We start from the raw sequence: 20,175 nt of genomic DNA on the forward strand, positions 1-20,175 counted from the left end.
GAGTTGACAAATCTCTGTGTTTTTACTTTCCGATCCATGACAACAATCCTGTTATTACCTTAATTTGGAACATTTATCTTAATCCTTCTTTTCGAGGGATGAGCAAAAAACATCCAAAAAACATCCAAAAAACTCCTTAACGTACAATTTTCTTTTTTCGGTCGTGTGACCCCCTATTTCTTGTAAACTCCTTTTCTCCATACCCACTCAATAGGACCATAACGGAAATATTTACTCCAAATCTTGCTGAATATAATTTGTACAAAAATAATTAAAAGCCCAAAGATACATAGTTGCCAGTAATATACGTGTGAGACATCTTTAAAGCACCACGAAAGAATGACAAGCGTAAGTATGCTTTGAGTGATGTAATTCGTTAAAGCATACTGGCCAACGTTCATAAAGGGGTGCAGGCATTCTATATATTTTTTATTCTCACAAACTCTCAGTAGAGTACAAATATAGAATATAGCTAGCATTTTCCCTCCAAATAGAATCCATAGTTGTACATCCTGAGAGTAATAGACATCTGTTTTTATAAAGTAGTAGATAATAGGATAAGAGAAAAGGCATGAGATACATAACGAACTCCACTGTAAAAATCTAATTTTCTTTATTAATTCCGGTACCCTTTTAAAAATATTTTTCTTACCAGCCCATAACCCTATTAAAAATAAGCCTATATATTCCGGAATTCCTATTAGTAGTTGCTGGAATTCCTGAGTCATTAGAAAGAAAAGACGTGCTTTTACTTGATGAGAATAATGTATAAATAGATTTACAGTGTGATTGGTAGTGTTACCTGTGAACATATATTGATAGTAATTTGGTACTTCAGGAATAGAAGAATTTGCTCGTAAAAATACAATAATATGTAATACATAACTAACCGTTAGGAAACTACTACTAGCTATAAAAATAAGCTTAGTAGATCGCTTATAAAAGAACAATAGAATAAATCCAGCTATAGCATACGCATGTAGAATATCTCCATACCATAGAAAGGTGAAGTGGAGTAAACCGAAGACTAGTAAAATACATAGTCTCCGGGTAAATAGCTTATACATATGATATCCTTTTGCTTCTGTATTTTTCATAAAGATATAAAATCCTACTCCAAATAAGAACGCAAAAATAGTATAGAATTTTGCCTGTATAAACAAATCTATTAAAAAGCGAATCACTTTATCTGTACCGGAGTAACCCGCTTGATTAAAGGGATCTAGTCCCGTCATAGTAGGTAGATTAGCAAATAGGATACATAGTATGGCAATCCCCCTTATTATGTCTAAAGAATAAATACGGGCGTTTTGTTGCATGTAAATTCCCCTTTCTTACAAAGAAAAACGAGCACTATATTAACTAGCGCTCGAATTACGTCTCGCAAAGAATCCGTCATATGTAGCAGCTGACACTGCACCTTCTAGTCGTTCAATTTCTTCGCCTCTGTTATAAGCTACAACAACTGGAGTACCAGGAATGTCGAACTCTTGAAAGGTACTTTGATTTTCTGGCGTAGAGATATCAATACGATAGATGGTTCTATCATGCTTTTTTGACATACTATTGATATCTGGTGCTGCCTTTTTACAATAATGACAAGTTGGTTGATAGTAATACGCAATAAACTCTTCATGGGATTGTATTTTTTGCTTTAATTCTTCTTTTGAAATATCTTTAATATTTTCGGGTGATCCTTTTGTTTCTGCAGCTGACACAATTGTTTTGTTTGGTGTTACAGTCTCTGGGTTAACAGATTCATTTTTAGTTAAAGTAAAGATAGCGATACAAGCAACGCATAATGTAGTAACAATTGCTCCAATTTTGTAGATTTTATTCATAGTAAATTCCTCCTTAAAGTAAAAAAAAGGACAAACCTCGCCCGAGTTAACTGGGCGTAAGGTTTGTCCTTCACGCTACGTACAATAGAGTATAAACAATGGAAACAAATTTTCTATTTATATAATAACACAAAATTTATATAGAATGCTATAAGAATTTTCAAAAGAAAAACAAAGAAACACCTTAGTGCATATAATTTCACGTACCAAAATATATTTAAAAATTAATAAAAATTTCAACAAGGGCATTCTTTGTGTTACCTACAACTGTTAGATACAATGTACCTCTCCATAAAACATTAAACTATGCAACAATCTACGTCTTAAAAGACTAAATGATATAATAGGGGTCCCGCCACATGCCCATCAACTTAAGATTTTTAGGTACCCCCAAAACGAAAATTCCACATGAATATCCATAATTGCATCTCTTTTTTCATCTAATTTGAAAATAAGCTTTCTATTTTTAAAAACCATCAACTCCAGTTCAAATTATATGAATGAAATTCGTACATCCTACTTTATATCACACTTTTTCAATCAAATTAAATTTCCCTTTAATTACTTGGGAAAGCCATATCAATCCGCAGAGCATGGATATTACGCCACCAATTGCTCCCACAACAGGGATACTGTATTTTTCGAAGGCATATCCACTTCCAAAATAAGAGACTTGCATGACACCCATATAGGTTGAGTTGTACAATGCAAAAACTCTCCCACGAATCTCATCAGCCGTACCTAATTGCACAAAATAATTACTTAAAGGAATAATGATTCCACCACAAACTCTCATTAAAAATAAGAACAAACCTCCAAAATAAAACACTGTGGATTGCGTTAACAATACAAATAACAATGATTGAACAACATAACTTATTCCAAACATAATTAATGAACGCCTGAAATTGTTTTTTATAAATGCTTTTACAAAGTAAGTCCCTAACAAGATACCCAATCCATCTATGGCATATAATGCCCCAATGCCTACAGCACCTAAATGGTAAACATTATTACCAAAAAAAGGAATTAAAATATAATATCCGCCACCAACTAACCCCCATGTCAATCCGATTAAGATAACATAGCGAATTAGGGTGTTCTGATTTGTTTCTACTAGCCCTTCTTTCAGTAACTGAATATAAGATTGTTTTTGTGTATCAAGCTTTTTATTTTCCTTATACTTTATCTTATACACGTAAAAGGCTGACCAAAGAAATGATAAGGAGTTTACAAGAAAACAAGTTATCGGACTAAACACTGTGGATACAATTCCACCTAAAACCGCTCCAATAATATTGACTATCGCATCTGTACTGGACATAAAAGCGTTTGCCTCAGGTAAATCCTTACGATTAACAATTAGAGGCAACAATGCTTGTTTTGTCGGATTAAATAAAACACTTATCACACCAAATATAAAAGAGTTAACATACAAAATATGTACATTATTATAAACAATAGCTAATATAAAACTTAAAACAAGTAAGGCTCTAATGATATCAGTAGCCATCAAAATTACCTTTTTGGGCCACTTATCAACTAGGGGACTTAAGATTGGTCCTAAAAATACATAGGGTAACGAGCGACAAAGTAACAAGGTACCTACTGCTGTAAGAGAATTGGTCAACATTAATACTGTTTGTGTTATAGCTACCTGATTGAACCAATCCCCTAAAGTACTTCCCGATTGAGCAAACCAAATATAACGGAAATTTAGATTTTTTTTCAATAATCCCTGATTCATAATTTTTTACCCACACCCTTACTTTCTCTTAGATATATAACTTGTAACTTTCCCACTGGATTTAGAGTTCTCTCTTCAATATAATCATGTGATATGATTTCAAGTATATTCCCATCACCATCTTTAAAATATAACGATTTACTTTGTTTAGTATTATGAATGATATAATCTCCATTTCTATTTTTTAAAATTTGTATAACGATTGAAGTAACCAAGGAACAATATTTTGAAAAAGAGACATTGGAACTTGTAAAACAAAATGGCTGGTGTGATTGGTTCTAACACCTCTCGAAAACTAATTGTTGTATAAGGGGTTATTCGGAATTGAACAAATGATTTAGTCTCACTTTTTATTGGAAAACATAGTATACCTCGATAGACCTGCTGTACCCTCTCTAAAGAAAGTGTCTATAATTCTAAATCTAAAATATGTGTAATCATTGTAATGTACCTCCATGTTCTTTATATCTATTTACCATTATATAGAATTCCAAATATAACAAATCAAACTGAGGTAGCAAATTCAAATGAAAATTCTACTACTTTTGTAGGGGGTTCTCGATGGTTCTGGTGTAAAAATGTTAGTTAGGGGTACCGTCTCCTCACCATCAAGTTAAGATAAATTTGTATCCATATAGCGAAAGAATCGCTATTCTTTTTGTAGAAATATGCAGAAAGGATGGCATTTTTTATGAATCTTTCGATTCAAGATGAACTCCAATTATTTGTTGAGGAATTATATCAATATTTTACTCCTTCATTTTTAGAAGAGCTTGCTAGAGAGTTAGATCTTGTTCAACGAAATCGCAAATTTTCAGGACATGACTTAGCCACTATCTGTATTTGGATGAGTCAACGGATAGCGAGTGATTCTTTAGTTAGACTGTGTAGTCAACTACATGCAGCTACAGGGACTCTTATTAGTCCAGAAGGACTAAATAAACGGTTCAATAAAAAAGCTGTTTGTTTTTTAAAACATGTTTTCTCTGCATTATTAAAAAATAAAGTTTATGAAACTTCAGTGATTCCAAGTTCTTCACTAACCCATTTTCAACGAATTCGCATTTTAGATGCAACGATTTTTCAAGTACCAAAACACTTAGCTAGTGTGTATCCCGGTTCGGGTGGTTGTGCACAAACAGCAGGTATAAAGATTCAATTGGAATATGATTTACATAGTGGGCAGTTTTAAACTTTCAAGTTGAACCAGGGAAGAATAATGATAAAACCTTTGGAACAGAATGTTTAGCGACATTACGACCTGGAGACCTCTGTATTCGAGATTTGGGTTATTATTCACTGGACGATTTAGATCAAATGGATCAACGCGGGGTATATTATATATCGCGGCTGAAATTAAATAATATGGTGTATATCAAAAATGATTTTCCTGAATACTTTCGAAATGGGACAGTAAAAAAACAGTCTCAGTACATCAAAGTTGATTTAGAACACATTATGAATACCTTAAAACCAGGACAGGTCTATGAAATAACAGGTGCTTATATTGGAAAGGATAAAAAACTATTTACACGCGTTATTATATATCGATTAACTGAAAAACAACTTCGAGAACGTAAGAAAAAACAAGTGTATACCGAAAGTAAAAAGGGTATTACGTACTCAGAGAAAAGCAAACGATTAGCTGGTATGAACATTTATGTTACCAATACACCTTTGGAATGGGTTCCGATGGAACAAATACATGATTTTTATTCCCTCCGCTGGCAGATTGAAATTATCTTTAAAACTTGGAAATCCTTATTTCAAATTCATGATTGGCACAATGTCAAACGAGAGCGATTAGAATGCCACATTTATGGAAAACTCATCGCTATTTTTCTATGTTCTTCTACTATGTTTAAGATGCGACAATTAATTTTACAAAAGAAGAAAAGAGAATTAAGCGAATATAAAGCCATTGGAATGATTCAAGACCATCTATACATTCTTTATCAAGCTATACAGCAAAACACCCGAGAAATAACAAAGATTTTAATCCGCCTGTTCCATCTTCTACAGAAGAATGGACGAAAATCTCACAGATATGAGAAGAAGACTGTCTTTGATATTATGGGTGTTGTCTATGAATATAATGGATTGAGAAAACAAAAGAAAATTGCATAATTAAAAAAGTGAAACCCGTTAGGGTTTATTTGGTATGCGCATTTTTAAGAATATACTGCTATTTTAAGAATGTTTTAACCCGGCTGAACAAAAGTTCAGTCTGGTTACACTCTTAAGTTGATGGGCATGTATAGTGCCTCCTAATACATAAAAATATATTTCACTTTACTCACCTCTTTATATTTTTGTTGCAAACACAACAATTAGGAAGAAAGTATGTTTAAGGTGAAGGATATACCTTCTGGATAGTGGATATGCGATTAAGCATATCCACTTTTTAATATTATATTAAAATACTTAAGCTGCTGTATATATCATGTTTATTATGATTTGAGCATGGATACCGCAAACATGTTACAAGTTAGAGGGAATAGGGAAAGGATAACGTAAACGTGTTGCAAGCCAGATGGAATGGAGTAAGGACTATAAACAAAAAATGTTACTGTTTGGTTGAAATAAAGTTTGATTATCAATGCTTTGAAAATCCTTAGTGAATGAGCACTAAAAAGAATCCAATTTGAAAAAGATTAATCAAAATGAAATGTTATTAAAATAAAAAATAATCAATTATAAAAGTGATTTTGAACGTAAGGAATTTGTAAGGAAGAGGTAAGAAAAAAGAGATTTTCATTGTGTATGATTAAAATGTAAAGAAGATTGAGAGGAGGAACAAATACCATATATTTATATAAAAAAACAAATCAATTAATAAGACTTGTTTGGAAGAAAAGAGACATTACAAAAGTTAACATACAACTGAAAAAAGGATAGGTTATTTTTTAGGTCAGAAAGTCGTTTGTGAAATAGTGGGTATAAGAATGATTACAAATTCAATATCGCCCTTTTGTCTTTAGTCAATATGAAAGCTGTATGATTGATTAGTTTAAAAACAGTAAAAAACCATATATACAATATGAATAGGGGAGAGAAATATTTTGATGAAAAAGCACTGTCGAATTACATGTACAGGTTTAGCCCTTTTGATAACTGGAGGTTCTCTGTTATATACAACTCCAACCTCAATTGTAAAAGCGGAGTCCACTCAAAATGTATCTAAATCGTTAGAAACAAGCACTCAAAGAGACCGTACTTCCGTCAAAGAGGCAATGCGGGGTACATTGCAACTTGGATATCCAGGGATACTTGCTAAAGTTTCTAAGAGCGGAAAAACATGGAGTTATGCTGCTGGTGTAGCTGATCTGAGTACCAAGCAACCAATGAAAACAGATTTTCGTTTCCGTATTGGCAGTGTGACAAAGACGTTCACTGCAACAGTTGTACTTCAATTAGCAGGAGAAAATCGCTTGAATTTAGACGATTCTATTGAAAAATGGTTGCCTGATGTCATTCAAGGAAATGGATATGATGATAAACAGATTACTATCAGGCAATTATTGAATCACACAAGTGGTATCGCTAATTACACAAGGTCAAAGGATTTTAATATGATGGATACAAAAAAATCCTATACTGCTGAAGAATTAGTAAAGATGGGAATATCCATGCCTCCAGATTTTGCTCCAGGAAAGAGCTGGTCGTATTCAAATACAGGATATGTATTACTAGGAATTCTTATTGAAAAAGTAACTGGGAACAGCTATGCGGAAGAGATTGAAAGTCGAATTATTGAACCACTTGAATTAACGAATACATTCTTACCTGGAAATTCAAGCGTCATTCCAGGAACCAAGCATGCCCGTGGATATATCCAATTAGACGGAGCAAGTGAGCCGAAAGATGTTACTTATTATAACCCAAGTATGGGGAGCTCGGCCGGAGATATGATTTCTACAGCTGATGATTTAAACAAATTCTTTTCTTATTTACTTGGGGGCAAATTATTGAAAGAACAGCAACTAAAGCAAATGCTTACAACAGTCCCTACAGGAATAGATGAACTTGGCGATTACGGGCTTGGAATTTCCAAAATAAAGCTTTCAAACGGTGTATCCATATGGGGGCATGGAGGAACCATTCCTGGTTTTTTAACTTTTGCTGGGGGCACACTTGGAGGCAAGCATACATTGGCCGTCAATTTAAACAGTATTAAAGCTGATAGTCCTGATCCTTTTAAAAATATTTTACTTGCTGAATTTAGCAAGTAGGTCAAAGGGGAGAACGGATAAATTTTATCATATTTTCATAGTGGAACAAACAAATGATGAAAACGGTCACTTATCTAAGGAGGTAATTCCGTGATGAAAAATAAGCTAACTGGTGTGTTAGCCACTGCATTAGCGGTAACTATGATTCTACCAACAGGAGCGAAAGCATTTTCTGAAAGTGAGACTACAGTTGTAACTGGTGAAGAAGTAGCTAGTCAGGAACTGAAGAAGATTGCAGCAGAGAAGGCTGAGCTACTTACAAAGTCTTATGAAGCGAATAGCGTGCAGTATGCGCTAATTGATAATGGAAAACTTATTTTGTCGGGTCAGGCTGGCAGGAATGATATGGAGGGGGAAAAGCTGCTAACCAAAGATACTCAATATGGGATTGGTTCAGTCAGTAAAATGTATGCAACAGCGGCTGTAATGAAATTGATCGATGAAGGGAAAGTCGATTTGGATGCTCCTGTTGTCCGCTATGTTCCTGATTTTAAGATGAAAGACGGTCGATATAAACGTATTACACCGCGTATGTTATTGAATCACTCCTCTGGATTGCAAGGTTCTACGTTAGGTAATGCATTTTTATTTGACGATAATGATACCTATGCCCATGATACCTTGTTACAGCAACTGTCAAATCAAAACTTGAAGGCGGACCCTGGCGCTTTCTCGGTATACTGTAACGATGGTTTTACGCTGGCCGAAATTTTGGTGGAAAGAGTTAGTGGTATGAGTTTTACTGAATTTTTACATCAAAGCTTTACAGGGCCTTTAAAGATGAATCATACGAAAACGCCGCGGGACAAATGGAGGGATGAAAATCGGGCTGGACTATATTTCCCGGCGTACCAAGGACAACTTCCAAATGAATCGGTGAATGTAATTGGTACGGGAGGCATATCTTCTACGGCAGAAGATATGGTGCAATTCTCACAATTATTTATGGGACAGGGAAAAGGGATCCTCTCTGATAAAGTGGTCAAGGCAATGGAGCAAGCGGAATATAAAAAAGGAATATGGCCAGGGGATGGAGATAATATTTTTAACTATGGCCTTGGCTGGGATAGTGTGAAACTATACCCATTTAGTGAATATGGGATCAAAGCTTTGGCTAAGGGCGGCGATACGGCACTGCAACATGCTATATTAGTCGTGCTACCAGAACAGAAAATAGCAGCGGCTGTATTGTCATCTGGTGGACGGAGCTCTACAAATCAACTAATGGCAACTGAATTGTTACTCGCCAGACTTAAAGAAAAAGGTACTATTAAGGACATCAAGCCAAACAAATCCTTTGGCAAGCCGGTAAAAGTCAAAATGCCTCAAGGTGTAGCAAAAAAAGCAGGATTTTATGGCAATAGCGAAACCCATTTTAAAATTGAAATTACGAACAACGGAGAACTGCTCTTACCATCTAATCGAGAAGAAAAATATGTATATACTGCTGATGGAAGTTTTATTAATGAGGAGGGTACCTCCAAGCTCAACTTTGTAACCGAGAAGAATGGAAGAACTTATTTGAAGGAGAGCGCATATAAATCGCATCCAGGTTTAGGGCAAAGTGTGATGACCCACTATTTAGCTGAGAAACTAGAAGATAACGTGCTATCGAAGAAAACCGCTGCTGCATGGGCAAAGAGGGAAGGTGTCAAGTTCTATCTTGTAAACGAGAAATTTAGTTCTATTCAATATCTCGTTCAACCGAAACTTCTTAGTACACAAATTACTCGCAAGGAAGGCCCAGCAGGCTATTGGGATGGCAGAAAAATTACAGGTCCGAACACCGCGGTGCATCAGATCCAAATTCCCGTAATGAATGGTCGTGATACGACGGAAACGCGTTTCTATACAGAAGGCGGAAATGAATATATGGAGATGGCTGGGTTGTTATACGTAAGTGAATCTAATGTAAAACCAATTGATGTAGGCCAATCATCCAAAGTTACGTTGGATACAAATGGGCATGCGAAATGGTTTACAATTCCACAAGCGGCAACAGACAAAAGGATGACCGTGACGTTGCCATCAAATGGTTCATTTGCGGTGTATGATGAGAAGGGAGTTTGCATCAACTTTAGCATCGTGAGTGGCAATAACAAGGTGAAACTGCCGAAGAACGGAACAATCGTATTCGCTGGGGCACCGAAATCGGAATTTGCAATCTCGGTGAACTAGCTACAATTTAAGATGATCTTAAACAAAACCAGTACGGCACAGAAAAAATGTATTACTGGTTTTGTTTGTATTTACGCATTCTCTACGAAAAAACTTGAATAATATCACGCTCAAGCACTATAAAACATCTATAATACATTATAAAGTTGTATAAAGAAAAGGCACCAAAGGTGCCTTCTTGCGATTTGAATCTTCTTAATATAGAATTGGATGCCAATCCAATTATTATTTTACTGCATTAAGTAGTTTCAGTTATTGAGAAATTATAAAAGCCCTCTTTCAAGTGCTTTTTTTTATGTGTTTACATCCTTAATTGATTGTAAATTGATTTGAATACGTGAATTCACCACGATATTTAATTGCAGCGACATAAGTACCGCTTGTATAGCTATCTGTGATAGGGGTTTGCCAAATTTCTGTTCCAGGAATAAACTCTGGTTCTATTGTTTGGAATCGTTCTAGGGTACCATTTGTGTGCACTTTAAAAATTTTCATTTGTGCACCAAAATGTTCCCTACCAAAGTGCTGTGTTAAGTAAAATGTATCACCAGTAATTAAATTCCTAATCTTCCAATCAGGTTGATATGTACTTTCATCTGAATTTTGTAAATCCATAATGGTTTTAAATCCCCAATCATCATTAAGTGAATCTGAGTAAGCTGCAGCTGCATGTAAGGTAGGCTTACTCATTTCTATTGCAGTAAAACCGCTGAAAGTTAACACACCAATTAATGCTAATTTTCCTAACTTCATTATTGTTTCCCCCTATTAATTTCAAAATTTTCAAAACTAGAAATCTTACACACATAATAATATAATCAACTGTATTATATTTCAAATATTTTCTAAAAAAATCCATAAAAGAAAATGGTAAGTATGTAAGAGAAGTGAGAAATCCTAACAAGGTTTTTGCTAATACTTTTACTGAAAAAACTTGTGGCGGGAGTTCAACACTCGTTTTCATGTTCTGTTTTGATAAAATGAAATATGATTAGGGCATTATAAATAAATAGAAAAATCATGAATACCAGCATAGGGAGTTTCATTATTAATTTTTGTTTCTAGATTTTGCATGGTGTACTCTTGCCATGCTTCTAAATGATACGTATCCCATGATTGTTTAAATAGTTGATATAAATAAATCTCTCTTAATTTCAAGAAGATTGGGATTTGCTTGATTGTAACCTTATGTAGACTATTTTCCATTTTATATCCCTTAAAGAAATTACGCATAAAACTATCACAAAAATTATGTGTATTGCCATTGTAGGAGTCGTGCTGCCAATAAGCATGATAGAAAGCTACTGCAAGATCCTGTGCGAACCAATTGTAAGAACAATCATCAAAATCAATAATGGTTATAAATCCTTTCTTGTTCATAATTAAGTTTCCCTGATGATAGTCATTATGGATAAGGCCGAAATTGTCAGGCGTTATGTTATAGGCTTTGAGACTGTTAAGTAACTTATCATATTTTTCGCCAATCCACGGAATTAGATTTTCTCTAATATTAAAGACATCAGGGTTATCATTACGCCAAGCAGGACGGTGTATGCTTTCAAATTTGTGAATTTTTGATATTGCATGCATTCTCCCTAAACTTTTACCAAATTGTTTAAAAGTTACTTCATTCCAGTGTGATTTATTTGTAACATCAATTGAATCGCCTGGAATATATTCGAAATTTGTCTTAACTCGTTCTCCTTCATACGCTAATGGGAGTATAGTCTTTGGAACAGGTACACCTTTATCATGTAGAAAACCCATCCACTCTATTTCTTGCATTACCATTTCTTTCGTTTTACCTTTTTTGGAAATCCTGACTACGCTGTTGTGCTCTTTGTCATGAAAAATATCGTTATGAAAACCTCCATTTAATCTAATCCAATTTTCATTCATTTTGTATTCCCCTTTAACTCTCAATTTACAAAGTTACATTTCTAAAATAGTTGGATTGTAAACATATTTAGGTCCTATTGATTAATTCATATTAGTCTTTCTTTCACTTTTTAGAAAAGGAAGATACTCTCACTGTATTTATTTTGCTACTACGAATATGTCGTTCTCCCTAAATAATAAAATTTTTGAGTTCTTTATGAAAATTCTGTTGTTTTTCTATCTTATAATATATATAATAAATGAGTTTGCTTCATAAGGTGTAATAAATGAAAAGAATCTACTTTTCCTAACTGTAACAGAAGTACATAATAGATGGTGCTATATAAGTACCAAATGGTTAGTTAAGCTGATTGGCAGAGTAAATTTACAATGATATACCTTATATATCAAAATATGATTATATATCCATATGAGGAATAACGATAACGCCAATACAGAAAACGGAGGAATTTATGAGTACATTACAGGCATCATGCCAACATATGCAGGAAATAGTTTACCTAGTACATAAATATTACAATGAACTGTATCAATATCAATCCATACTGGAGGCATTTCCTGATGTATCCATTCAGCGTATTTCTGATGAAGAACCAGTAGTATTAGACGGTGTATCGTTTTCTCATTATGTACAAACAACAGACCGTCTTGTTATTTTTGTATCAGATAAAGGAGAGCAACCAGCTTGTGCCGTGTATCATTTAGTTGGTGAGGATGAACTACTTCCTTGTTTAGTGGATAGTTCATATATAACGGATGAAACAAGAGAAGAATTCTATCTGTGGGCGAATATCTGGAATGATACATATTACCAGCTCCAAAAAATTGCGCAGGTTATGCAGCATAAAGTTTATCAGAAATTAGAAGAAAAACAAGTTGACCTTGATAAATTACAATCTGAATTAGAGAAAATGGAGAAAAGAAATCTCTCTCTCAATGCACAAAGTTATCGCGGAATGATACCAAGAAATTATAAGCAATCGCTAATCAATAAAGAATTGGTAACACATGAATAAGTGACTGGATATCAACAACGAGCAACAAGATATTGTTGTCTATGATGTAATGAAATATCTTTTATTTAAAAAGGGTATTTTTTTCGATCCATCATAGCTCAAATATTGAATCCGATATTCCGAGGAAATTGAAAGTACCACTCTCTAATTAAAAGTAGAAAATGGTAATAACATAAAAGTGGTTAGTAAAGATATGAGTATCCTTCAATATAAAAAAATCTTTATTTATAGTATACAGTGTCCTAGTGGAAGTTTTCTGAATGTGTAAGTTTAAATACATCACGCTCTGGAATGGGTTTGTATAGCATGTTTTCTTCTTTGACTAGAATATCAGAAGAATGATAGCCGTGTTCAATCGAACCGCCAAAATCTCTAATGTCAATGGTTCCAATGAGCATCTTATTTCCGAATTTAAACGATATTTTTTCGCCTAATTGAAATTTCATTGGTGGAGAAGCTCTATCTTTTTCCAAATTCATGTGGTTCACTCCTATCATTTTTTAAAAACCAAGATACCCAAATCAAATCAGCTGGTGGGACCCCGTAAAGAAATAATAAGGTTGTTATTTTCGATAAGCGAATCGTTAAACATAATCCAGCGATACTATCCCATATTATATTTCATATGCTTTTCAGTTCACTAGGACATCTGATTAACTGTAAAATAATTATACTCTTTTTCAAACCCCGTAAAAAGCATCACTTTTTACGGGGTTTTCTTTTTTAGATTACATCTGAAATAACCAAGTAAATATGTATAGCTAATAAAATTATCGATATGATCGGGACTTTTTCATGTAATTAATAATGTACCGCTATCATTTCTACTAAAAAAATTTCGTTCTGAGGGCACTATAAAGTGTTAGGTTGATTGGAATACGGTCAGACCTCATTAAGTTAGAAACACGCTGTAGTCATTAAACAGTGGCGAAATACGTGAATTGTATCTTTACATTAAAAGCTGAAATAAAAAAATGACTAATTTACTAGGGTAGTCAACTGGACATCTGATGTCTAGTCATGTAAAATTTCACATGTAACTAAATCATTATAAATAGATAATCGAGTAACTAGAGGGAGAGATTACAAATTATGAAATCAGAGAAATCTACAATTGCTGAGAAAGTACAATCTATTAAAGGAAAGACTGTTGCAAAGTATGGGGCAGTAGTTTTCCTATTCTTCGGTCTGACATCTTGTTATAACCAAAAAAACGATAGATTATCGTCACAAGTAGAGCTTTATCAAGAGGAGTCAGTAAAATTAGCCGAAAAGTATGATGACCTAGTAAGGGATTACGATAAGCTGCAGGCTAAGCTGTATGCGGTAGAGAATCCACCTGAGGAGGAACCTGTAGAAGTTGATCACGCTGAAGAAAATCCTGTTGAGAAAGAGGAAGAGACGCCGATTCAAGATACGGAGCCAGAGAAATCTGAAGAAGAAACACTCAAAGAGGAGCAATATGCAGCGCGAGAAAAGAAAGCATATGCGAATCTCAATTCTTTAGGAAGTTCAGAAGCGCAGGAGACATACAAAGAACTAATTAAGCCGAAACTTTCAAGATGGGCTAGTAAGGATATGTTACAAGTAGCTAAGGAAGGTGTAAACTTTCGTGAGATAGATGATAGTAACCTACCTTGGACAGATGTTACCGAGCCGAATGGAACGAGTACGAAGCATATCTATAAGAGTGGTTATAACCAATTAGAGATTACATACAACTTTGACGGGACCATTACAAAATCTGAATGGAAAACAGGAGTGAACAAATAAAGTGAAAAACTTACTGTCTACACTTACATCGTTAAATCTTGATAAAACTGTTATTGCATACTCGAACGGGGTTCAGGTCTTTAAAGGATCATTACAGGATTACTTATTTATGCCTCATCAAGAGAAGCAGGCACTGAAGGTAACAACATTCCGTATCTGTACCAATGATGGAACTAATATTTCTACATTTGAAAGATTACAAGAAGCGTAAAATCATAGCAGTAAGCGACATTGTGAATGTCGCTTGCATGATGAATACGAATAAGGCACGGAAAATAATACTAATGTATTATTTTTACGAATGAAATAGTGACTACAACAACGGAAGGCTGATAAACACTTATGAAAAAGATAGATGAGTTAAAAGATGAAGAGAAAGAAAATCACTTTAACTGGAAAATTGCACTTGTTACAGTAGGTATCTTTTTTATTTGGCGTTTTGAGGGTATAAAAAGAAGAAATTGATACATTTCTACAGCAATAACAATTTTACTTATTTTGGATTATTCTCTATTGGGGAACGGTCCTTTTTTATTTGAGGGGACCTTTCTCCTTAACATAATACTATAGAACAATTATTGACAATTTTTCATTGGAATATCATTCAATATTTAACATAGTAGGGGTACCACTACATCGCTATTAAGCTTAGATTATAAAACGACAAGTTTTTCTATGATTCTAAAGAAAGAATAACGTATTTTTTATTTTAGAGAAGATTTTATTACCTGTATAGTGATAGTTCTGTACCATAGAACAAGAGCATTGCTTCTTAATTAGGCAATGCTCTTGTTCTACTATGTTATTCATGTACTTTTGTTGTTTAAGTCGCATATCAACAGGTTACGGAAGCTCAAATTATACCATAGGTACCAAACTTACTATTAATTGGATTAATTCAGGCTGATAATATCTCCATTTAAACAAATTTTCCTTTTTTATACTAATTACGCACCTTTTTTAGAGTCATACATACCAGTGTTCAAGATTAGGATATTATTTGAAAGAGTCTTGTGATTTTTGCACCAGAATCGTTTTATACATTATAAATTATTCATGTTATTTAATTATATTTTTGCAATCGTGCTGTGTTATAATTCTGAAATACTGATATATCTAGTAGGACATAAAGATTTCGGTTTATTATACGAGGTGGAAAATTAATCCATTATCTTTGAGGGTCAGGCTATGATTATTTAAACTATTATTCACACTATTATTTAGACTAAAAGAAGTACAAGGAGGAAGGTATATCTATTAAAGTAGTGAGATATACCAAATTCAAAATGAATATTAAATTTAATAAAAAAGTAGTAGCATTCACGGCAGGATTAACGGTATTATCTTCACCATTGGTATCGTTTGCAGAGGAACAACAATCAGTAAACAATAAGCAATCTACAAGCCTTCAAGTGCAAGGTAACACAGACCAACTTCAAACAACAGATGAACAGGCTTTAAAAAGTATTGAAGCTAGTTTTGAAGAGGTAGACGGACGTGGTGGAGGTACTGTCGACAATAAGAAAGTAGATAGTCTTCAACGTTCAGAAGGTATTCATGAAGAAACAGGTACATTAACTGTTCCTAACAATTCAAACAGAACAAAACGTAGTCTGTCTCCCATATCACCTAGCACCTCTAGTACAATAAACGGTGTTCCATTCACTGAATGGATTGTTCCAGCAGGTAACGATAATATTCGTCCTCAAAACTACATGAGTCCAAAGTATATTACAATTCATGAGACTGATAATACTAGTATAGGAGCAGGTGCTAGAAACCACGCTCAATACCTATATAACCAAGCAGTAGGGAACACAGACCGAGCTGCATCGTGGCATTTTACAGTAGACGATAAAGAGATTTATCAACATCTACCATTAAACGAGAACGGATGGCACGCAGGAGACGGTGATGGTCCAGGTAATAGAGAATCTATTGCAATTGAAATCGCAGTTAATAGTGACGGAAACTACAGTAAAGCGGTAGATAACGCTAAGAAACTTGTAGCTTATTTAATGAAAGAAACTGGTGTACCGTTAAATAACATTGTAAAACATCAAAAATGGAGCGGTAAAATCTGCCCTGCTAACATGATTAATAATGGGCAATGGGATGTATTCGTAAATAGCGTTGAGGGGTATTATAATAATCTTTATCAACCAAAAGATGACATTACAGGAGGTTGGTATGAAGAAGCTATTCGAGAGTTAAATAGAAGGGGTATTATGATAGGGGAAGGAAACGGAGTTTTCGCACCCAATAGAGCGATAACAAGAGCCGAATTTGCTCAATTAATCTCTAAGTCTCTAAAACTGCCACCTGGAGATGCTTCATTTAAAGACCTAAACGATGCAAATTCAACTTTACGAGATGGTATTAAACGTACTGCAAGTGCAGGTATCATTCAAGGTAGAGGAGATGGTTATTTTGACCCAAACACACCTATTACAAGAGAAGAATCAGCAATTATTGTAAACAAGGCTTTACAGTATAAAGGTATATGGGGACCAGTTGTAAACCTACCATTCTCAGACAAAGACCAAATTATTTATAAAGAAGACGTACAAAGACTGTATGGCCTAGGTATTGTAAGAGGTAAGGGGGACAATCAATACGACCCTAAAGGAACAACAACTCGTGGTGAGACAGCAACATTCATTCTAAATATGCTACAAGTAATTGAAAATGGTAGTGTTCAAAAGGTAATTGGAACGGCTCAAATTAATGGTATTGGGGTAAATGTTCGAAGCGGATCAGGTACAAACTATTCTATTGTTAGAAAGACAAGTAAAGGCGAAAAAGTTACCGTATATGAAGAAAAGAACGGCTGGCTCAGAATTGGAACAGGTCAGTGGATTTACTATGACTCTAGTTATATCGACTATAACAGATTATAAAAGACTGAATAGTTAAAAGAACAGGTCATATTTGGATATATAACTTACTCTCAGGTTGTGAAGAAGACTTTCTCCACAACCTGTTTTTGTGACTAGCTTCCTCTTTACCTACCAATACTGATAAAAAGAGGAAATTCATTATGATGGGGTCATCAGAAAATCAACATAATTAGCGTGTATACAATTAAAAACTAATGTTTTTCTAATAATTAAGTAGAGGTCACCGTACATGACCATCCAGCTCATATTTTGAAATACCCCAAAACGAAAAAATGAGCTTTATTGTTACAAGTTAACATAAGATTTCGTTCTGGGGTTACTATAAAATTTTAGCATAATAGCGATGTGTTAGTTCTAAAAACTCAATAAAAGCTTTAAAATACTCTTATAGTTGGTCAAGCACATGAACTAGACATCTAATTATTTCAGAAGATTTCTCGATTTGATCTGCATTAAAATCTGAAAGGTTCGCACTAAGAATATGTTTTAGTTTTTTCTCTCTTTCTAAGTGACAATTTAAACCACTAGGCGTAAGTCGGATATTGACAACTCTCCGGTCGTTAATTGAACGAACACGCTCAACGTAACCGACCTGTTGTAATCCGTTGATTAATTGAGTAATACCAGCGGCGGTAGTTTCTGCTCGATCAGCTAATTCTTTGACTGACAATTCGCCTTCTTCAGCTAATACTTTAAGAGTTCGAGCGTGGACCATTGAAACGGCCCCTAATGTACGAGTAGCTCGCCCTCTTAAACGTCCATCGGCTGCAGTCAGACTATATATAGCCTGGCTAAGTTCGTCTATCGCAGTTAACTTGTTTGAAGAATTTGTCATAACATCACCATTTCCTCATTAACTAAGTACTTAATTATATGAAGTTAACATTAACATATGAATAAGAGTAGAGTCAAATTAAGTAGAGTCTGGCTATTCATTTTCTAAGCAATATTATATATGCTCACTTTAAATCATCAATAAAATAATAAAACGCCTTTATTTATAGTCTTGACAAAAGTACATCTTATACTTCAATATTTTAATTAAGTACTTAATTATTAAGTGCTTAATTAAAATGTAAAGGATGATTATTATGACTCAACGTTCACAATCACAAGGATGGGCTTTAGATATAGCCCTCGCACTTGGTGGGTTTGATGCTTTGCATCCTGAAGCAAAGGCAACAATGGAACAGTTAGGGCACGACCACACTGATTTTGATAAAGTTTTTTCTCAAGTAAAAAGTGGAGCAATGATACCAAAAGCCTGGGCCACAGTTGCTTCTCAGGCTCAAGAACGTGCAAAACATTATGAACAAAAGGGATTCACTGTTACTGCTCGTGATCTATATCAGCGAGCGGCTGTTATGTGGGGACGTGCACAATACTCATATTTTAATGACGATCCACGAAAATTGGCATTTCGAGAACGTTGTAACGAATGTGTGGCAGCTATTTCATCACTTGGAGGAGGAACAGTACAACGCATAGTACTAGAATTTGAAGGCAAACAGATATATGCACTACTTCATTTGCCCTCAGGTGAAGTTCAGAATGCACCAGCAGTAATATTAGGTCCAGGTATGGATATGATTAAGGAAGACTATATACAGATTGCACAACGTTATTATACGTCTCGTGGTATCGTAGCTCTATCAATTGAAGGACCGGGTCAAGGTGAATCTGTATCTGAAGGTCTAAAAGTTGATTTGACTAATTACGAACGCGCCGTTAGTTGTTATATCGATTTCCTATCAAAACGGCCTGAGGTGGATTCAAAGCGGATTGGATTTTTTGGTATCAGTATGAGCGGGTATTGGGGGATGCGAGCTGCTGCGAGTGATAATCGTATAAACGCTATAGCGACTTTTGAAGGTGTATATGGTGAATTTGATACCATCTTTAACAGAGCGCAGCCGAGTTTCAAAGCAAATTTTATGTACATGTCTGGTTACACTGATGAAGTTGCTTTTGAAAACGAATTGAGTAGCCAGATGAATTTGTGGAAATTAGCGCCAAAGATTACTTGTCCAGTCTTCATGGGAATAGGAGAATTTGATGAACTTACCCGTTTGGAAGAAGCATTAAGTCTTTATGAGTTTGTAGAGGCACCAAAGGAGATACGCGTCTATGAGAATGAATTTCACCCACTTGGTGGAGTAGCTGCAGAAATTTTTCGTTTTGGTGCAGAGTGGGTGGAACTTGCACTTGAAGGAAACTTTAAAGCTAACCATGATGAGCGTTATTACATGCATCGTGATGGGGGTGTTACTGAAGGGACTGCTTTTCCAACATATTGGCTTGGTGCCCAGCCGGCGGAAATTAAAGGACGAAAAAAGTGTAATACATTAAATGCTTGTAATAATTAACGAATTTTTACTGATTAAAAAAGAAAACAACAAAAATAGTATGTAGCTTTTAATTACACTATTTTTGTTGTTTTCTTCAAAATTTAGACTCCTCATCATTATGGTCATTGGTGAGGATATTCAAAGAGCGGAAGACTTCGAGTTGATGAAGAACATGGAAGAAAATGAAGGGAATGTTAAATGATTTATAAAGTAGGGACGACATACTATGTTTTTTCTTGAG

At 34.6% G+C, this 20,175-nt stretch carries 15 protein-coding genes and 3 pseudogenes; 9 read left to right on the forward strand and 9 right to left on the reverse strand.

What is annotated here, in order from left to right; genetic code table 11:
* Positions 1 to 173: 173 nt before the first annotated feature.
* The 4 genes and pseudogenes from B9A45_RS29180 to B9A45_RS33285 all read right to left on the reverse strand — a co-directional run.
* Complete coding sequence (locus tag B9A45_RS29180; protein ID WP_084065669.1) at positions 174 to 1,319, reverse strand: DUF418 domain-containing protein; 1,146 nt, start codon at positions 1,317 to 1,319, stop codon at positions 174 to 176.
* Between the two features lie 39 nt (positions 1,320 to 1,358).
* Positions 1,359 to 1,841, reverse strand: a complete 483-nt coding sequence (locus B9A45_RS29185) for a thioredoxin family protein (RefSeq protein ID WP_084065670.1) — start codon at positions 1,839 to 1,841, stop codon at positions 1,359 to 1,361.
* A 526-nt stretch (positions 1,842 to 2,367) separates the two neighbouring features.
* Entirely contained in the window at positions 2,368 to 3,588 is a 1,221-nt protein-coding gene (locus tag B9A45_RS29190; protein WP_084065671.1) for an MFS transporter, read from the reverse strand.
* A gap of 229 nt (positions 3,589 to 3,817) precedes the next feature.
* Positions 3,818 to 4,029: pseudogene (locus B9A45_RS33285) on the reverse strand (glyoxalase/bleomycin resistance/dioxygenase family protein); the annotation flags it as partial.
* Positions 4,030 to 4,279: 250 nt separating this feature from the next.
* Between B9A45_RS33285 and B9A45_RS29200 the strand changes: the two are divergent.
* From B9A45_RS29200 to B9A45_RS29210, 3 genes and pseudogenes are all read left to right on the forward strand, one after another.
* A pseudogene (locus B9A45_RS29200) lies at positions 4,280 to 5,715 on the forward strand (IS4 family transposase).
* 938 nt (positions 5,716 to 6,653) lie between these two features.
* Positions 6,654 to 7,820 (forward strand): serine hydrolase domain-containing protein, encoded by a 1,167-nt coding sequence (locus B9A45_RS29205; RefSeq protein WP_061655259.1) that lies wholly within the window; start codon positions 6,654 to 6,656, stop codon positions 7,818 to 7,820.
* A gap of 93 nt (positions 7,821 to 7,913) precedes the next feature.
* A complete protein-coding gene (locus B9A45_RS29210) occupies positions 7,914 to 9,998 on the forward strand; it encodes a serine hydrolase domain-containing protein (protein ID WP_084065984.1) in 2,085 nt (694 codons plus the stop codon).
* 309 nt (positions 9,999 to 10,307) lie between these two features.
* Here B9A45_RS29210 and B9A45_RS29215 read toward each other — a convergent pair whose 3' ends face one another.
* Both B9A45_RS29215 and B9A45_RS29220 read right to left on the reverse strand, forming a co-directional pair.
* Complete coding sequence (locus B9A45_RS29215; RefSeq protein ID WP_084065673.1) at positions 10,308 to 10,751, reverse strand: DUF5065 family protein; 444 nt, start codon at positions 10,749 to 10,751, stop codon at positions 10,308 to 10,310.
* Between the two features lie 246 nt (positions 10,752 to 10,997).
* Complete coding sequence (locus tag B9A45_RS29220) at positions 10,998 to 11,897, reverse strand: phosphotransferase enzyme family protein (protein ID WP_084065674.1); 900 nt, start codon at positions 11,895 to 11,897, stop codon at positions 10,998 to 11,000.
* 452 nt (positions 11,898 to 12,349) lie between these two features.
* Between B9A45_RS29220 and B9A45_RS31925 the strand changes: the two genes are divergently transcribed.
* The gene (locus B9A45_RS31925; RefSeq protein WP_142263108.1) at positions 12,350 to 12,913 is read left to right on the forward strand and encodes a hypothetical protein; all 564 of its coding nucleotides are present in this window, start codon (positions 12,350 to 12,352) and stop codon (positions 12,911 to 12,913) included.
* 242 nt (positions 12,914 to 13,155) lie between these two features.
* Here the strand turns inward: B9A45_RS31925 and B9A45_RS29235 are convergent, their stop codons facing one another.
* Positions 13,156 to 13,392 carry a hypothetical protein gene (locus tag B9A45_RS29235; RefSeq protein WP_084065676.1) on the reverse strand — a complete coding sequence of 79 codons (237 nt, stop codon included), beginning with the start codon at positions 13,390 to 13,392 and terminating at the stop codon, positions 13,156 to 13,158.
* A gap of 613 nt (positions 13,393 to 14,005) precedes the next feature.
* Between B9A45_RS29235 and B9A45_RS29240 the strand changes: the two genes are divergently transcribed.
* From B9A45_RS29240 to B9A45_RS32995, 3 genes are all read left to right on the forward strand, one after another.
* Complete coding sequence (locus B9A45_RS29240; RefSeq protein ID WP_084065677.1) at positions 14,006 to 14,686, forward strand: hypothetical protein; 681 nt, start codon at positions 14,006 to 14,008, stop codon at positions 14,684 to 14,686.
* A 1-nt stretch (position 14,687) separates the two neighbouring features.
* Positions 14,688 to 14,897, forward strand: coding sequence for a hypothetical protein (locus B9A45_RS29245; protein ID WP_084065678.1), 210 nt, complete (start codon positions 14,688 to 14,690; stop codon positions 14,895 to 14,897).
* Between the two features lie 131 nt (positions 14,898 to 15,028).
* Positions 15,029 to 15,151 carry a hypothetical protein gene (locus B9A45_RS32995; protein ID WP_256891726.1) on the forward strand — a complete coding sequence of 41 codons (123 nt, stop codon included), beginning with the start codon at positions 15,029 to 15,031 and terminating at the stop codon, positions 15,149 to 15,151.
* A 374-nt stretch (positions 15,152 to 15,525) separates the two neighbouring features.
* On the opposite strand, the pseudogene B9A45_RS31930 reads toward B9A45_RS32995, so the two are convergent.
* Positions 15,526 to 15,628 (reverse strand): annotated as a pseudogene (locus B9A45_RS31930) (IS6 family transposase); the annotation flags it as partial.
* A gap of 344 nt (positions 15,629 to 15,972) precedes the next feature.
* On the opposite strand from B9A45_RS31930, the gene B9A45_RS29250 reads away from it, so the two are divergent.
* Positions 15,973 to 17,586 carry an S-layer homology domain-containing protein gene (locus tag B9A45_RS29250; RefSeq protein ID WP_084065985.1) on the forward strand — a complete coding sequence of 538 codons (1,614 nt, stop codon included), beginning with the start codon at positions 15,973 to 15,975 and terminating at the stop codon, positions 17,584 to 17,586.
* A 385-nt stretch (positions 17,587 to 17,971) separates the two neighbouring features.
* Here B9A45_RS29250 and B9A45_RS29255 read toward each other — a convergent pair whose 3' ends face one another.
* Positions 17,972 to 18,421 carry a MarR family winged helix-turn-helix transcriptional regulator gene (locus B9A45_RS29255; RefSeq protein WP_084065679.1) on the reverse strand — a complete coding sequence of 150 codons (450 nt, stop codon included), beginning with the start codon at positions 18,419 to 18,421 and terminating at the stop codon, positions 17,972 to 17,974.
* A gap of 256 nt (positions 18,422 to 18,677) precedes the next feature.
* Between B9A45_RS29255 and B9A45_RS29260 the strand changes: the two genes are divergently transcribed.
* A complete protein-coding gene (locus tag B9A45_RS29260; RefSeq protein WP_050845347.1) occupies positions 18,678 to 19,952 on the forward strand; it encodes an alpha/beta hydrolase in 1,275 nt (424 codons plus the stop codon).
* Positions 19,953 to 20,175: the final 223 nt, after the last annotated feature.

It is taken from the genome of Bacillus sp. JKS001846 (genome assembly GCF_900176455.1).
In the GTDB taxonomy this organism is placed as follows: Bacteria; Bacillota; Bacilli; order Bacillales; family Bacillaceae_G; genus Bacillus_A; species Bacillus_A cereus.

What these genes read in the sequence shown, in the direction of transcription:
- B9A45_RS29250 (WP_084065985.1), top strand. Translation starts at nt 15,973, where the DNA reads ATGAATATTAAATTTAATAAAAAAGTAGTAGCATTCACGGCAGGATTA.
- B9A45_RS29220 (WP_084065674.1), bottom strand. Translation starts at nt 11,897, where the DNA reads ATGAATGAAAATTGGATTAGATTAAATGGAGGTTTTCATAACGATATT.
- B9A45_RS29210 (WP_084065984.1), top strand. Translation starts at nt 7,914, where the DNA reads ATGAAAAATAAGCTAACTGGTGTGTTAGCCACTGCATTAGCGGTAACT.
- B9A45_RS29240 (WP_084065677.1), top strand. Translation starts at nt 14,006, where the DNA reads ATGAAATCAGAGAAATCTACAATTGCTGAGAAAGTACAATCTATTAAA.
- B9A45_RS29190 (WP_084065671.1), bottom strand. Translation starts at nt 3,588, where the DNA reads ATGAATCAGGGATTATTGAAAAAAAATCTAAATTTCCGTTATATTTGG.
- B9A45_RS31925 (WP_142263108.1), top strand. Translation starts at nt 12,350, where the DNA reads ATGAGTACATTACAGGCATCATGCCAACATATGCAGGAAATAGTTTAC.
- B9A45_RS29185 (WP_084065670.1), bottom strand. Translation starts at nt 1,841, where the DNA reads ATGAATAAAATCTACAAAATTGGAGCAATTGTTACTACATTATGCGTT.
- B9A45_RS29215 (WP_084065673.1), bottom strand. Translation starts at nt 10,751, where the DNA reads ATGAAGTTAGGAAAATTAGCATTAATTGGTGTGTTAACTTTCAGCGGT.
- B9A45_RS29260 (WP_050845347.1), top strand. Translation starts at nt 18,678, where the DNA reads ATGACTCAACGTTCACAATCACAAGGATGGGCTTTAGATATAGCCCTC.
- B9A45_RS29180 (WP_084065669.1), bottom strand. Translation starts at nt 1,319, where the DNA reads ATGCAACAAAACGCCCGTATTTATTCTTTAGACATAATAAGGGGGATT.
- B9A45_RS29255 (WP_084065679.1), bottom strand. Translation starts at nt 18,421, where the DNA reads ATGACAAATTCTTCAAACAAGTTAACTGCGATAGACGAACTTAGCCAG.
- B9A45_RS32995 (WP_256891726.1), top strand. Translation starts at nt 15,029, where the DNA reads ATGAAAAAGATAGATGAGTTAAAAGATGAAGAGAAAGAAAATCACTTT.
- B9A45_RS29235 (WP_084065676.1), bottom strand. Translation starts at nt 13,392, where the DNA reads ATGAATTTGGAAAAAGATAGAGCTTCTCCACCAATGAAATTTCAATTA.
- B9A45_RS29205 (WP_061655259.1), top strand. Translation starts at nt 6,654, where the DNA reads ATGAAAAAGCACTGTCGAATTACATGTACAGGTTTAGCCCTTTTGATA.